This window comes from Methylotenera sp., assembly GCF_029945705.1.
Classification (GTDB): domain Bacteria; phylum Pseudomonadota; class Gammaproteobacteria; order Burkholderiales; family Methylophilaceae; genus Methylotenera.
Map to the genome: position 1 here is coordinate 66,509 of NZ_JAQSDC010000036.1, position 14,523 is coordinate 81,031.

General features: G+C 43.3%; 11 protein-coding genes. 9 read left to right on the forward strand and 2 right to left on the reverse strand.

The genetic code is table 11. The features are described 5' to 3' along the window. Window positions 1-6 precede the first annotated feature (6 nt). A complete protein-coding gene (locus tag PSU78_RS06840) occupies window positions 7-1,554 on the reverse strand; it encodes a YifB family Mg chelatase-like AAA ATPase (RefSeq protein ID WP_300386171.1) in 1,548 nt (515 codons plus the stop codon). Beyond that, window positions 1,551-1,796, reverse strand: a complete 246-nt coding sequence (locus tag PSU78_RS06845) for an accessory factor UbiK family protein (RefSeq protein WP_300386174.1) — start codon at window positions 1,794-1,796, stop codon at window positions 1,551-1,553. Before PSU78_RS06845 ends, PSU78_RS06840 begins: the two co-directional genes overlap by 4 nt. Before the next feature lie 177 nt (window positions 1,797-1,973). On the opposite strand from PSU78_RS06845, the gene PSU78_RS06850 reads away from it, so the two are divergent. The 9 genes from PSU78_RS06850 (at window position 1,974) to PSU78_RS06890 (ending at window position 14,500) form a co-directional block, all read left to right on the forward strand. After that, complete coding sequence (locus PSU78_RS06850; protein ID WP_300386177.1) at window positions 1,974-2,750, forward strand: TorF family putative porin; 777 nt, start codon at window positions 1,974-1,976, stop codon at window positions 2,748-2,750. Window positions 2,751-2,820: 70 nt separating this feature from the next. After that, entirely contained in the window at window positions 2,821-3,159 is a 339-nt protein-coding gene (gene glnK, locus PSU78_RS06855) for a P-II family nitrogen regulator (protein WP_300386180.1), read from the forward strand. 10 nt (window positions 3,160-3,169) lie between these two features. Continuing rightward, window positions 3,170-4,678: an ammonium transporter gene (locus PSU78_RS06860; protein WP_300386183.1), complete on the forward strand. Its 1,509-nt coding sequence runs from the start codon at window positions 3,170-3,172 to the stop codon at window positions 4,676-4,678. Between the two features lie 146 nt (window positions 4,679-4,824). Then, window positions 4,825-5,130, forward strand: a complete 306-nt coding sequence (locus tag PSU78_RS06865; RefSeq protein ID WP_300386186.1) for an ArsR family transcriptional regulator — start codon at window positions 4,825-4,827, stop codon at window positions 5,128-5,130. A 45-nt stretch (window positions 5,131-5,175) separates the two neighbouring features. Then, window positions 5,176-7,308, forward strand: coding sequence for a bifunctional acyl-ACP--phospholipid O-acyltransferase/long-chain-fatty-acid--ACP ligase (gene aas, locus PSU78_RS06870; protein WP_300386189.1), 2,133 nt, complete (start codon window positions 5,176-5,178; stop codon window positions 7,306-7,308). A 26-nt stretch (window positions 7,309-7,334) separates the two neighbouring features. Next, a complete protein-coding gene (locus PSU78_RS06875; RefSeq protein WP_300386191.1) occupies window positions 7,335-8,963 on the forward strand; it encodes a YiiX/YebB-like N1pC/P60 family cysteine hydrolase in 1,629 nt (542 codons plus the stop codon). Window positions 8,964-8,988: 25 nt separating this feature from the next. Then, a complete protein-coding gene (locus tag PSU78_RS06880) occupies window positions 8,989-10,221 on the forward strand; it encodes an amidohydrolase family protein (RefSeq protein WP_300386194.1) in 1,233 nt (410 codons plus the stop codon). 30 nt (window positions 10,222-10,251) lie between these two features. Then, a complete protein-coding gene (locus PSU78_RS06885) occupies window positions 10,252-13,089 on the forward strand; it encodes a DUF2339 domain-containing protein (RefSeq protein ID WP_300386197.1) in 2,838 nt (945 codons plus the stop codon). A 31-nt stretch (window positions 13,090-13,120) separates the two neighbouring features. Continuing rightward, entirely contained in the window at window positions 13,121-14,500 is a 1,380-nt protein-coding gene (locus PSU78_RS06890) for a DUF3999 domain-containing protein (RefSeq protein ID WP_300386200.1), read from the forward strand. Window positions 14,501-14,523: the final 23 nt, after the last annotated feature.

A 14,523-nucleotide genomic window follows, 5' to 3' on the forward strand; every position in this document is an offset into this window, starting at 1 on the left:
GTATCTTTAAACGGCTTTATCGTATTTTCGATACTGCACGGCTTCTGCAATATGAACAGGCTTAATCTCATCATCCCCAGCCAAGTCGGCAATCGTACGGGCGACTTTTAATATGCGGTGATAAGCGCGTGCAGATAAACTTAATCGGCTTATTGCTTGTTTAAGCAACTGCATACCAGCTTCATCAGTCACACAATATTGTTCGATTTCTTTAGTGCCTAGTAAGTTATTTGGCTTTGCTTGCCTATCGAGCTGTTTCTCTCTAGCGCTTTCTACTCTTAATCTTATCGATTGTGAGTGTTCACTTACACTGGCTTTTGTGAGTTCATCTTCGCTTAACGCGGGCACTTCAATATGAATGTCAATGCGGTCTAATAATGGCCCTGAAATTTTAGCTTTGTAGCGCGACACTTGGTCTGGAGTACAGCGACATTTATTATTGTGATGCCCTAAATAACCACAAGGGCACGGATTCATGGCCGCGATTAACTGAAAATTTGCAGGGAAATCTGCTTGCCTTGCGGCACGCGAAATGGTGATTCGACCACTTTCTAACGGCTCGCGTAATACTTCCAGTACTTTGCGATCAAATTCGGGAAGTTCATCTAAAAACAATACGCCATGATGCGCTAAGCTAATCTCACCTGGTCGTGGAATTCCACCGCCGCCAACCAATGCTACTGCTGAAGCCGTGTGATGCGGCGCTCGATAAGGTCGGCGCTTCCAGTTTTCTAGTTTGTAATTGCCATTAAGCGATTGGATGGCTGCGGAATCTAAAGCCTCTGACTCTATCATTTCAGGCAAAATGCCAACAAAGCGCGATGCCAACATGCTTTTACCTGTGCCTGGCGGGCCACTCATAATCACACTATGTCCACCAGCCGCGGCAATTTCTAAAGCGCGCTTAGCCATGCTTTGCGCTTTTACATCACTAAAGTCGGGGTAATTCACTTCATGTACAAAGTCAGCTGATTCCAATTGCGTTAACGCCGTATGCCCACTCAAATGTGCACAAACTTCCAATAGTGAGTTCGCTGGATAAATAATGGCTTCTTTGACGAGCGCAGCCTCTGCCGCACTATTTTGAGGCAAAATAAATGCGCGCTTTTGGGGCATGCCTCCATTTTGAACCTGGCTATTATTTTGAGGCACATTTGCATCACGCATCATGCTTGATGTCATCGCCAGTGCACCACGAATCGGCCGCAATTCACCAGTTAACGCAAGTTCGCCAGCAAACTCATAACGGGACAATGGCTCAGTTGGAATTTGCCCACTTGCTGCCAATATGCCCAAAGCAATCGGCAAATCATAACGCCCACTCTCTTTGGGTAAGTCTGCGGGCGCTAAGTTTACAGTGATACGCCGCGCGGGAAACTCAAACTGAGCGGTCTGCAAAGCCGCACGCACACGATCTTTACTCTCTTTGACCTCAGCCTCGGGCAAACCAACAATCGTAAAGCTCGGCAAACCGTTCGCCAAATGTACCTCAACAACCACCTCAGGCGCATCCATGCCATTTAAAGCACGGCTATATAAAACCGCTAAACTCATTGCTGATGCTTTTGTAGCGACTCCAACTCAGCCAACTTTGCCTCTAACTGATTGAGTTTTGCGCGCGTGTTGCGTAGTACTTCCGCTTGCACATCAAACTCCTCGCGAGAAACTAGCTCCATTTTGGTGAGCGCGCTCTTTAATAGTGCATGAATATTTTTTTCTGCATCACCTAGGGGCGAGTCGTTAACTATGCCTTTGATTTTACTTGATATTTCATTTAATTTTTCTGTGTTAAACATAGTGATTCCTTATTTTCAAGCTCTAGTTTACAGGTTTTAACGGGTTAATACAAAAACAACAAATCATTAAAGCATTTGTATCAACTTGATTTTAATAGGGATTTTTCTTTTGGCACGCGCTTTGCTTATGTTATCTCGAATATTATTTATTCTTTACATTATCAAGGGGAAAGCAATATGCGTAAATCATTATTATCACTTGCAGTTTTAAGTGCATTATCTATTCCAGCATTATCATTTGCAGAAGATGCTGCACCAAGCGCTGAACCAGCATCACCACATACTTTTACTTACAATGTAGGTTTATATAGCCAATATGTATTTCGTGGATTAACTCAAACGGGTGAAAAACCAGCAATCCAAGGTGGTGTTGATTACGCACACTCAAGTGGCTTTTATGCTGGTACATGGGCTTCTAATATTAGTTGGTTAGAAGACAATAATACATACAGCAGATCAAGCCTTGAGTTAGATCTTTATGGTGGCTTTGCTAATACAATCGGTGACACTGGCGTTGGATACAATGTTGGTCTACTACAATATGTGTACCCAGGTGACAAAAAAGCTGGCTCCGTTCCGGCTGGCACTACAGAGATATACGGCAGTTTAAGTTACAAATGGCTAAGTGCTAAGGTATCAGTGATTGCTTCAGCAAATGGCTTTGGTGTCTCAAATGCAGATGGCACTTGGTATGCAGAGTTGAATGGAAACTATCCAATCGCTGAGACTGGAATTACTATTAACGGTCATATTGGCAGACAAGATTACTCTAGAACTGGTAATGAAATTTATAACTACACAGACTGGAAGCTTGGTGCTACAAAGGCGTGGAGTAATGGTGTTAACCTAGGTGCATATTATACTGACACAAATGCTCAGGCTTCTTCATACACATTAGCAGGTGAGAACATTGCTGATAACCAATTTGTAGTTTTCGTGCAAAAAACATTTTAATGTTATAACCTTGCAGTAGAAAATAGAGCGTATTTTCTACTGCATTATTCTACTCAACTAGGAGACACACATGAAATTTGTATCCGCAATTATCAAGCCATTTAAGCTTGACGAGGTGCGTGAAGCCCTTTCTAACATTGGGGTTCAAGGCATTACAGTAACGGAAGTAAAAGGTTTCGGCCGTCAAAAGGGTCACACTGAGTTGTATCGTGGCGCAGAATACGTGGTAGATTTTTTACCTAAAGTTAAACTGGAAGTTGCGATTGATGACAATTTACTTGACCAAGTGATTGAAGCGATAGAAAAATCAGCTGCTACAGGCAAAATCGGTGACGGTAAAATTTTCGTTACCAATTTAGAACAAGCAATTCGCATTCGCACCGGTGAAACCGGCGTTGAGGCTCTATAAGGGGATCATGATGAAAAAAATATTATCGATTTTTGCATTAGTCACAGCACTTGGATTAGGTTTTACATCTAATACATTTGCTGATGATATTGCCGTGCCAGCACCAGCAGCTGAAATGGCGGCTCCAGAAGCTGCGCCAGTGGCTGATACCGCAGCTGCGGCTCCAGTAGCAGCTGAAGCGGCACCTGCAGTTGCGGCAGCACCCGCACCTGTTCCAAATAAAGGTGACACAGCATGGATGTTACTAGCAACTATTTTAGTGACACTAATGGCAATCCCTGGTTTGGGCTTATTTTACGGTGGCTTAGTTCGCCAAAAAAATATGCTTTCAGTACTAATGCAAACTTTCATGATTTTCTCTTTTATGGGCGTGCTTTGGGCTATATACGGCTACAGTGTTGCGTTCACGGGTGGCAATCCATTCTTTGGCGGACTTGGTAAAGCATTCTTATTTGGCATTACGCCTGATTCAGTTGGCGCAACATTCAGCAAAGGGGTTGTGATTCCTGAGTTAGTATTCGTGGCTTTCCAATTGACGTTTGCGGCTATTACTCCAGCATTGATTATCGGTGCTTTTGCTGAACGTATGAAGTTCTCTGCAATCTTGGCATTTATGGTGTTGTGGTTCACATTCTCATACCTACCAATGGCTCACATGGTTTGGTATTGGGACGGTCCTGATGCTATTACTGATGCTAAATCACTTGAAACTGTTGTTGCTAACGCAGGCTGGTTATGGGCTAAAGGTGCACTAGACTTTGCGGGCGGTACTGTTGTTCATATTAATGCAGGTGTGGCAGGTTTAGTTGGCGCAATCATGGTTGGTAAACGTATCGGTTACGGTAAAGAATCTATGGCTCCTCATAGCTTGACCTTAACAATGGTAGGTGCTGCTTTACTATGGGTAGGTTGGTTCGGCTTCAACGCTGGCTCTAACTTAGAAGCTAACGGTTATGCAGCTTTAGCTTTAGTAAACACAATGATTGCAACTGGTGCGGCTACATTGTCATGGGCATTCTCTGAGTGGTTCATCAAAGGCAAACCTTCAATGCTAGGTGCAGCTTCTGGCGCGGTAGCTGGCTTGGTTGCAATTACACCAGCTTGCGGCTTCGTTGGTCCTATGGGTGCAATTGTTATCGGCCTACTTGTTTCACCAATTTGCTACTTCATGGTAGCTAAAGTGAAATACATGTTCGGTTATGATGATGCATTAGACGTATTTGGTGTACATGCTATTGGTGGTGTATTCGGTGCGTTAGCAACTGGTGTGCTTGTCAACCCAGCACTAGGCGGTATGGGTGTATATGACTACGTAGCAAACGCTGTAGGTACTTATGACTTTGCTGCTCAAATGACTGCACAAATTTACGCAGTGGTGACAGCAATCGTAGTTTCAGCAGTTGTATCATTCATTGCTTTCAAAATTGTGGATGTGTTAATCGGTCTACGTGTTTCTGAAGAATCTGAACGTGAAGGTTTAGATACTACTGAACATGGCGAACGTGCATATCATGCATAAGCAATAGGTATAGTTAGTTTGTAGTAATTTAAAAACGGGCACCTAGGTGCCCGTTTTTATTTATATCGCCTTAATAATTAACGCTAAATAAAAATACTTCAATAAAAGCACTTGACATATAAAACTAAATAACTAATTATGTAGTTATGAAGATAATCACAACGATTCCTGATGAATGGCAAAATATCGCGCACCTATTTATTGCACTTGGTGACGCGCATAGACAGCGCATTTTATTGGCGTTTGAAAAAGAAGAACGACTCAATATTATGCAAATCGCAGCGGCTTCAACATTAAGTCGAACAGCGGTGACACATCATCTTAAAATTCTGCATCAAAGCGGCGCACTGCAAAGTGAAAAAATTGGTAAAGAAGTCTATTTCTGGGTAAATAAAAGTCTAATGACTAGCGCTATAAAAGGCGTATTGCATTATATTGAAACCGAAATATAAATAATAAAAACGATAACGTATTACAACTAAGCTGGGAGAGCTGAAATGTTGGCCAAGATATTACGATTTATTTGCAAAATTCTGTTTCGCGTTCAAGTACGCGGTTTGGAGAATGTACCTGCAGAAAACAGGCTACTCATTGTCGCCAATCATGAATCCTTTTTAGATGGCCTACTACTCGGTTTGTTTTTACCTAAAAGAGCCACTTTTGTCGTGCATACTTCAGTGCTAAAGAAATGGACATTTAGACAAGCTTTACGCTTAACTCCGCATTTGGCGGTAGACCCAAGCAGCCCACTCGCCATGAAAAAAGTAATTAAATTACTAGAAACTGGCGAAAACGTAGTAATTTTCCCAGAGGGTCGCATCACTTTAACTGGCAACTTAATGAAGGTTTATGACGGCCCAGGTTTTGTTGCTGCAAAAACTGGTGCCTCTATTCTGCCTGTGCGCATTGACGGCGCGGCGGAGTCTTACTTTGGACGATTAACCAGTCATCATCCAAGGAGATTACTGCCAAAAGTCACACTCACGGTGATGCCAACCACAAGCATCGTCATGCCTAAAGCGACTAATTACGGCTTCCCTACAGGCAAGCAACGCCGCCGCATTGCGGGTGAAGGTATGCGTAGCGTTATGCAAAAGATGTTATTTCAGGCTCAAAAAAGCCGCACGTTATTTGAATCTTTTTTAGATGCCATCGATAAGTTTGGTAGTAACTACAAACTCATTGAAGATATGAATGAGACGGAAGAAACCTATCAAGACTTACTTAAAAAGAGTCTAGCGCTCGGCCGTATTGTGACTAAAGTGAGTAGCGCCAACGAAACCCTAGGCGTGCTGATGCCAAATATCACCAACACGGTTGCACTTATCTTAGGCATGAGTGCATTTAATCGCGTACCTGCCATGATTAACTATACTTCAGGCACGTCTGGCATGCAAAACGCATGTATCGCGGCCAATATCAAAACCATCATTACTTCACATAAGTTTATTGAAACGGCCAAGTTAGAAAGCGTGATTGCAGAGCTTAAAAACCTTAAAGTGCTATATTTAGAAGATTTACGCGCAGATTTTGGTGTGGTAGATCGTGCTTGGTTGGTGGGCTACGCTCTTCATTACCCACGTGCAGCCATGGAGGTGAATAAACCAGATGAACCTGCAGTGGTGCTATTTACATCAGGCTCGGAGGGCAAACCAAAAGGCGTTGTGCATTCGCATAAAAGCCTGCTGTCTAATATGTCGCAAATCATGGCTATTTTGGATTTTAGCCCAACAGACAAATTCATGATGGTGTTACCAATATTCCATGCTTTTGGTTTTACTGGTTCATTACTACCCGTACTCAACGGCATTAAACTTCATCTTTTCCCATCGCCGTTACAATATAAAGTGATTCCAGAAGTGATTTACGATCGTGGCTGTACCGTGTTCTTTGCCACCAGTACGTTCTTAGGTAACTACGCAAAATTCGCGCACCCTTACGATTTTTATAAACTTAGAATCGTGGTGGCAGGTGCAGAAAAACTCAATGACGAAGTACGCAAAACTTATACTGAAAAATTCGGCATTCGCATTTTAGAAGGTTATGGCGCCACAGAATGTGCACCAGTGCTTTCTGCGAATACACCAATGGCTAACTTAAACGGCAGTGTTGGGCAATTCGTACCAGGCTTGGAGCACAAACTTGAATCGATACCAGGTATTGAAACAGGCGGCTTGCTGCATGTAAAAGGCGAAAACGTTATGAAGGGTTATTATTTATTCGATAACCCAGGCGTACTGATTCCGCCTGAAGAGGGCTGGTACAACACGGGAGACATTGTAGAAGTTGACGCGCAAGGCTTTATACATATTAAAGGCCGTGTAAAACGTTTTGCCAAAGTGGCAGGGGAAATGGTATCACTTGAAGTGGTTGAGAAAATCGCATGCACAGCCGCACCAGAGCATCAACATGCAGCTAGTACGCAAAGCGATGTTCAGCGCGGTGAAAATATCATTCTATTTACTTCAGACCACGGATTAAAGCGCGAAGACTTACAAATAGTGGCTAAAAATCTAGGCAGCCCAGAAATTGCCATCGCCCGCAAAATAATTTATGTAGAAGAGTTACCCTTACTTGGCACAGGTAAAACAGATTACGTCACACTTAAAAAAATGGCAGAAGCCGCTTAAATAAGCACTCAATCGGGGACTTTCAATTGAAATATAATAAAATAAAACTCATAAAAATTGCGACTCCTAACAAAAGACTTTTTCATGTTGTAGGTCTATCGCTACTACTAGCTGCTCCTGCTTATGCTACCAATTCAATTGAAAATACAGCTAAACCAAAACCCACCAGCCTTATAAACCCCAATACTCAAAACCAACACTTAAATAACACATCATATTTTGAGCAAGACGCCCTGCAAGTATTAACCCTCATTGATAAATCAAAAAAACTGCGAGAACAGTTGCCTCACTTTGTGGATGAATCAAATCAGGCAATTAAAAAACATCATGGCGCATTGCCTTCAGCTTACGCCTTGCGCATGGCGAAAGCGCTTTCTGAGGCGCATGACTTACGCAATACCCTATTCAAACAAGCCTTATCACATCGAAGTGCGTTATATCGTGTAGATGACGAAATTGATGACAAAGCGCGTGTGGCTGAGATCGTTATTGCCATGTCAGCCGCAGTGACTTTGTTTGAAAATAGCAAAGAAGTGCATAATGCCTTGGATAACAATCATTTATTACGCAGCAAACTCAATGAAGGTTATCCAGAATTCGGCATCCCAGAAGGCTTTTATGACTCTTCAACCATACGCTCTAACAACCCTGAATATCGTAAAACGTTTAACGATGCTGTGCGTTTTTTTGCAGATAATAAATCTGAAATTGAACTGCAAATAAACCAAAGTTCACCGTCTATTCAATCGCTATATCGCGAAGTTGCGCAAAGCCCAATGATTAAAGGCTTAAAGGGCGGCAATGTATTTAAAGAGATTTTTTCTTTACCAGTGAAAGCCGCTGGCGGCGCGGTTGATTTGTCAGAGCGCGGTTTAAATAAAATCAAATTTACCAGCTCAAAAGTCGTCGGCAACACCATGGGAATAGTGCGCTGGCGCGCTGGCAAACTTAAAGATGATACCGTGATGTTAAAAAATATGCTGGCGCAATTACAGCCTGGCGATATTTTGCTAGAAAAAACACCGTTCACACTTACCGACAAAAGCATCCCAGGGCATTTTGGACATGCAGCTATTTACATAGGCACTGCCGATCAGTTGCGTGAAATGAATGCGCTGGATTTACCTGTTGTACAAAAGAATCTTGCTAAGATCACTGAAGGCCGCGGCGTGGTAGAAGCACTAAGAAATGGCGTTCAGCTCAATAAGCTACAAGATTTTATGAATGTAGATGACGTGGCGATTTTGCGCCCCAAACATCTTACATTGGCGGATAGATTAGAGGCCGTCACACTTGCATTGGGCAATTTAGGCAAGAAGTACGACTTTAATTTTGACGTTAATACCACCGATACTATCGTATGTTCAGAGCTGGTCTATATCGCCTATCCGCAAGTGGATTTTGTCACTAAAAATGTACTCGGCAGCTTTGCCATTACGCCAGACGATATTGCCCTACGCGCTGGTGCGACTGAGACTGACCCATTGCAACTGGTTTTATTTGGCCATGATGGCAAGCTAGTGTTTGACGATGGTAGCGACAGCAAGTTTGATGAGAATGGTTTAGCTTTATATGAAAAACTTGTAAAAGGTAAACCAATGCCTGACGAAGACCCTCGTCCCAGCGTGCGTGCGTCTTTTACTGGCTTTCTGTAAAGCTAGCCGTTTAATCTCAACACACATGAATCGTAGACAGTTCTTACTTAGCACAGCGGCACTAGGCCTATCAGGCAGTGCTGTTGCGAGTATTAGACTCTGGCCTGAGTCTGGGTTCACAAACCCATGCTTATCTGGCTTACCAGACGAATTAAAAAATCACCCGCTAATGACAAAAATTTGGACAGACATAGATGCAAGCCAAGTATGGGATTGCCATGCGCATATCATAGGCGCTGGGGATAGCGGCAGTGGCGCATGGTTTAACCCTAATATGGAAAGCTGGATGCACCCGATTTTGAAAGTGCAGAAAAACTTTTACATGAATGGTGGATGCATCGTTGAACATAATGAAGATGCTAGCTTTGTTACGCGGATGACCCAATTAGCAGGTGAAATGCCCAGCGGTTATAAAACCATGCTATTTGCTTTTGACTGGTTTCGCGATGAACAAGGTGTGGCTGATAGTAAAAGCTCTATATTTCATGTACCCAATGAATATGCAGCAAAAATCGCTAATCAATATCCACAGTATTTTGAATGGGTCGCTTCGATTCACCCATATCGCCCAGATGCTATTGATGCGCTAGAAAAGGCTCACAGCGAAGGCGCTCGTGCCATAAAATGGCTGCCAACGGGCATGAATATTGACCCAGCTTCGTCCAAATGCGCTAAGTTTTACCAAAAACTACATGATTTAGACATGCCAATTATTAGCCACACTGGTCGCGAAAGTGCAGTGAAAGTGGGTAATCAAGCTTTTGGCAATCCGTTAAAAATGCGCAAAGCGCTAGATTCTGGCGTACGCGTAGTACTCGCGCACTGCGCTAGTGATGGCTATGACGAGGACTTAGACCATCAGAATGTAACGGTAAAAAGTTTTGATTTATTTACCCGCATGATGGATACACCTGCTTATCAAAATTTAGTTTTTGGCGAAATTTCTGCCATCACCTTATTCAACCATGCATGGGTCATTAAGCCGCTTTTAGCGCGCACAGACTGGCATAGCCGCTTACTCAACGGCACTGATTATCCGTTACCCGCCATATTACCGCTCGTTTCTACCAAGCAGCTTTGCCGCGATGGCTTGCTGGAAGAGTCACATTTATTATTTCTGCAAACATTACGCAACTACAATCCACTCATGTTTGATTTTGCAGTGAAACGTTTAATGCAATGGCAAGGCGTAGGATTTTCAAAAGAGATTTTTGAAACAAGAAGAGTGTTTGATAAAAAACATACTAAAAATACTTAAGCAAATTCTCAAGTAGATTAAGGGGGCATCATGGAGTCATTGTTTTTAATGTTGGGATTATTAGGAATCGTTGTCGCAATCGGCGGCATAGCGGGATTTTTCTCACTATTCACCTCTAATAATAAAGACGCCAAGATTAGGGAGGTCGAGCTAGAAACCAGCAAGTTAAATCTTGAAATCACTCGATTAAGCACTCGACTGGATGCCCTGAAAAAAATCGTGGAAAGCCAGCAGCAGAACATAACGCTGCCAGTTGCTGCGCTTAAAACTGAAGCCCCTAGCATGGTCATTCATCCAGTGGCGGAGTCTTTTACTGAAACAAGTGTCGCAAACGCACCTACAGCCCAACAAACTAACACATCCAGCTTCATCACAAATCCTGATAGCGATATAACTGAGCAAGCTTTTGCTTCTGTAAACCCAAGCATTCAAGCAGCTAGTGTGCAAGAAACGCCTATTAAATCAGTTAGCACTTCGACCACAAATTCTGCTGCCCCAAGAACCATCACACGACCACCAATTAAACCCTTAGAACCTAACTTTATCGAGAAAGGCATTACTGCGGCAAAAAATTGGCTATTTGGCGGCAATACACTGGTGCGTTCTGGCATTGTCATTTTGTTCATCGGCATTAGCTTTTTACTAAAACTTGCGGTTGATAATGGCTTTATACCTATCGAGTTACGTTTAGCTGCTGTGGCTTTAAGCGGCATTGCTTTACTGGTTGTCGGCTGGCGCTTGCGTGATAAACGTACTGAGTATTCATGGGCTTTACAGGGTGGCGGCATTGGTATTTTATACCTCACGATTTTTGCCGCGTTAAAGCTGTATCAACTTATACCTGCAGGCGCGGCTTTTCCATTGCTAGTTGTAATCGCTTTCCTTTCAGCATTTATCGCTGTCAAACAATCAGCCATGCCACTCGCCGTACTGGGCTTTGCAGGTGGTTTCTTAGCGCCTGTATTGACATCAACAGGGCATGGTAGCCATGTGGGATTATTTAGCTATTACCTAGTGTTAAATCTGGCTATTGCCTATGTTGCATTACATAAAAGCTGGCGTCCGCTTAATGTGCTGGGCTGGGCTTTCACGTTTATCATTGGCACATTATGGGGTGCAAAAAGTTATGTGCCAGATAACTTTTCCACCACCGAACCATTCCTGATTATTTTCTTTTTGTTGTTTACTGGTATTGCGGTGTTATTCGCTCATCGCCAAGCAACTAAAGCGAGTGATTATGTGGATGCCACCTTGGTATTTGGCACACCATTAGTGGCATTTAGTTTGCAATATGCTTTGCTGAGAGACTCGCATTTTGGCCTTGCTTATAGCGCGTTAGCACTTGGTCTGTTCTACATTGGCTTAGCTTGGTGGGTGTTCAAACGTAAACTCGAAACACTTAAATTTTTGGGTGAATGCTTTTTAGCGCTCGGCATAGGTTTTATTACGCTTACTCTACCACTTGCTTTAGATGGGCGTTGGACGTCGGCCGCTTGGGCGGTTGAAGGTGTAGGCTTGCTGTGGGTGGGTTTACGTCAAAATCGCACTTTCCCAACATTATCAGGCTTGGCATTACAAATACTCGCGGCACTGGCCTTTATTAAGGGTTGGGGGTTAACTGGTTACACAGGTGTGACCAACCAGAATATGTATTTAGGTGTCGCCTTTATCGCGCTTTCTGGCTGGGCTTGCGGTGCGTTGTGGAATAAGTTGCGTCCTGAAAAATTCTCATTGCTGACTACAATATTGGCCTTGTGGGGCTGGTTATGGTGGGTTTCATCTGGCTTAACCGCAGTGGATGAGCTGTTAGCTAGTAATTATTTCATGCACGCAAGCCTCGCATTTATCGCCATCACTAGCGTGTTACTACCATTTGTTTCGCGCTTCTTTAGATGGGAAAAGCTTGCTAAATTAAGTCTGCTATTAATGCCAGCCATGACGATCTCGCTGCTTTGGGAGCTTTTCTTAGCTGCGTTTGATAGCAAACACCCATTTGCTTATTACGGTGCTTATAGTTGGCTGAGTAGTTTTGCCGCCTACATCTGGCTGATTAAGCGCGACCATATTCCAAATGGCTCGTTTCTTCGCGCTCCATTGTTATGGATAGGCGCAATTATAGGTGTCATGGAGTGGCAGTATCAGCTTGGTCTATATGTGCAAGAATCTAACGTATGGAAAGACATTGGTTGGGCAATTATTCCGATTACCATCGTATTAGGTATCACGCGCTGGCAGTTTGCTAAAAAAAGTACGCTCACAAGTGAGCAACTCCACAGCGCGCGAAATTGGGCTTGGATTGGCTGTGTGCCGATGGTTGCGTCACTTATCGCTTGGTTTATGTTCATGTCACTTAACTCCAGTGGCAACGCAGCGCCACTGCCTTATATACCGCTGATTAATCCGCTCGATATTACGTTGGCTACAGTCCTGCTATTGCTATTCATCTGGCATCGCGTTGTAAATACATACTTAGGCAAATTATCAAGCTTGATGCCTATAGTGCCAAGTGTGATGGGCTTTACCCTGCTCAACGGCATATTGTTGCGCACCTTGCATCATTGGGTAGGCACGCCATTTGAATGGGTGTCTATCTTTAATAACTCAACGGTACAAATGTCGTTCACCTTTTTGTGGGGCATTACTGCATTCGCACTCATGCTACTTGCGCATAAGCGTGGTCAACGCCAAATTTGGATTGTCGGCGCGGCCTTAATGGGCTTGGTAGTGGCTAAATTATTCCTGCTAGACTTATCGCAACACGGCTCGGTAGAACGCATTGCTTCATTCATTGGCGCAGGTTTGATGCTGCTGGTGATGGGTTATTTTGCACCATTGCCACCAGTCAAAAAGGCAATCAATGCTGATTAAAAGTAAAAATGTACTCAAAAAGGATACACCCATGAAAAACAATAAACTGATGATTACATGTTTGCTCGTTATGCTGACGCCATCTGCAATGGCCGCCAGTTTTAAGCTAGAAGCCAATGGTAACGAGCCGTTTTACCAAAGCAATATTAGCAAAGAGGTTTATCAATACACGCATAGCAGCACGCTGCAAGACCTGACTATTCAAAACGCATCAGGCGAACAAGTGCCTTATGCGCTGATTCCTTATGAAGACTTGCATCCGCAAACTACAACGCAGCAAGATAGCAAACCGCTGATTATTTATCCGATTAAAGAAAGTGCTCTAGACAACCCAAATGAATTGCGAATTCATCTACAGAAAAGCACGGGAAGCACTTCAATTGATATTGTTTCAAGCGATGACATAGCGAATGCTAGCAAAAATACCAACTCAATTTATCTGCTAGATGCTGGCAAAAAACATATGCCCTTAGAAACCATCTCGGTTGATTGGCAAGGCGTTGACGGCAAATTACTCACCTTAGAAGTGCTCACAAGTGAAGATTTACAAACCTGGTCGCATGCAGGTAACGCAGTATTACTTAAAACTAGCAATGCAAACAGCAGCATCTTACAAAATACCATTTCGCTCGATAGCCCAAGCGAAGCACGTTATTTACAAATTCGCGCCACTGAACCAAACAGTGCTAGCTTTAAGCTGACAAAAGCAAGTGCGGAATATAGCAAAGTACAAAGCATCGCTCCTAAGTTGGTGCTGCAAACTATTCAATTGATAGAACGCAGCGAAGACACTAAAAATGGTTTAGTGAATATTGATTTTGAATCTGCTGGGCATTTTCCTGCCAGTTATTTGCAAATCAAACTGCCGCAAAATAACACGATTACCAATGCAACCATTCAGGTGCGTAACAATACTAACGAGCCTTGGGAATATCTCACTACCGCATCAGTGTATCGCTTGATGCAACAAGGCAAAGCTTTCACTAGCCCAGACGTAGTTTTATCCCCAACTGTAGCGCGTTATTGGCGCTTGCAATTCAATCAGTCTAGCGGCGGCATCGGTTCAGAAAATCCGACATTATCTTTAGGTTGGTTGCCGTCAACAGTCGTATGGAACGCCCGCGGACAGGCGCCATTCACACTGCATGTGGGCGAAAAACCAAGTATTGTTAACAACCTTTCTATCACTAGCTTAATTCCAGATTACAAGATTGAAAAAGTTCAAGCGCTAGCTAATTCAAGCCTTACGATGGAAGTGAGTGCTAACAACGAAACAACTGAACAAGCCGCCAACACTTGGACTGCGCCTATCGATTACAAACGCTGGTTATTGTGGGGTGGTTTATTTTTAGGGGTATTGCTACTAGCTGGCATGGCATTCTCTTTACTTAAAACTGACACCAAAGAATAAGCGCGTGCATATAAAAGCATATA

What these genes read in the sequence shown, in the direction of transcription:
- PSU78_RS06850 (WP_300386177.1), top strand. Translation starts at nt 1,974, where the DNA reads ATGCGTAAATCATTATTATCACTTGCAGTTTTAAGTGCATTATCTATT.
- PSU78_RS06840 (WP_300386171.1), bottom strand. Translation starts at nt 1,554, where the DNA reads ATGAGTTTAGCGGTTTTATATAGCCGTGCTTTAAATGGCATGGATGCG.
- PSU78_RS06865 (WP_300386186.1), top strand. Translation starts at nt 4,825, where the DNA reads ATGAAGATAATCACAACGATTCCTGATGAATGGCAAAATATCGCGCAC.
- PSU78_RS06845 (WP_300386174.1), bottom strand. Translation starts at nt 1,796, where the DNA reads ATGTTTAACACAGAAAAATTAAATGAAATATCAAGTAAAATCAAAGGC.
- glnK (WP_300386180.1), top strand. Translation starts at nt 2,821, where the DNA reads ATGAAATTTGTATCCGCAATTATCAAGCCATTTAAGCTTGACGAGGTG.
- PSU78_RS06880 (WP_300386194.1), top strand. Translation starts at nt 8,989, where the DNA reads ATGAATCGTAGACAGTTCTTACTTAGCACAGCGGCACTAGGCCTATCA.
- aas (WP_300386189.1), top strand. Translation starts at nt 5,176, where the DNA reads ATGTTGGCCAAGATATTACGATTTATTTGCAAAATTCTGTTTCGCGTT.
- PSU78_RS06890 (WP_300386200.1), top strand. Translation starts at nt 13,121, where the DNA reads ATGAAAAACAATAAACTGATGATTACATGTTTGCTCGTTATGCTGACG.
- PSU78_RS06885 (WP_300386197.1), top strand. Translation starts at nt 10,252, where the DNA reads ATGGAGTCATTGTTTTTAATGTTGGGATTATTAGGAATCGTTGTCGCA.
- PSU78_RS06860 (WP_300386183.1), top strand. Translation starts at nt 3,170, where the DNA reads ATGAAAAAAATATTATCGATTTTTGCATTAGTCACAGCACTTGGATTA.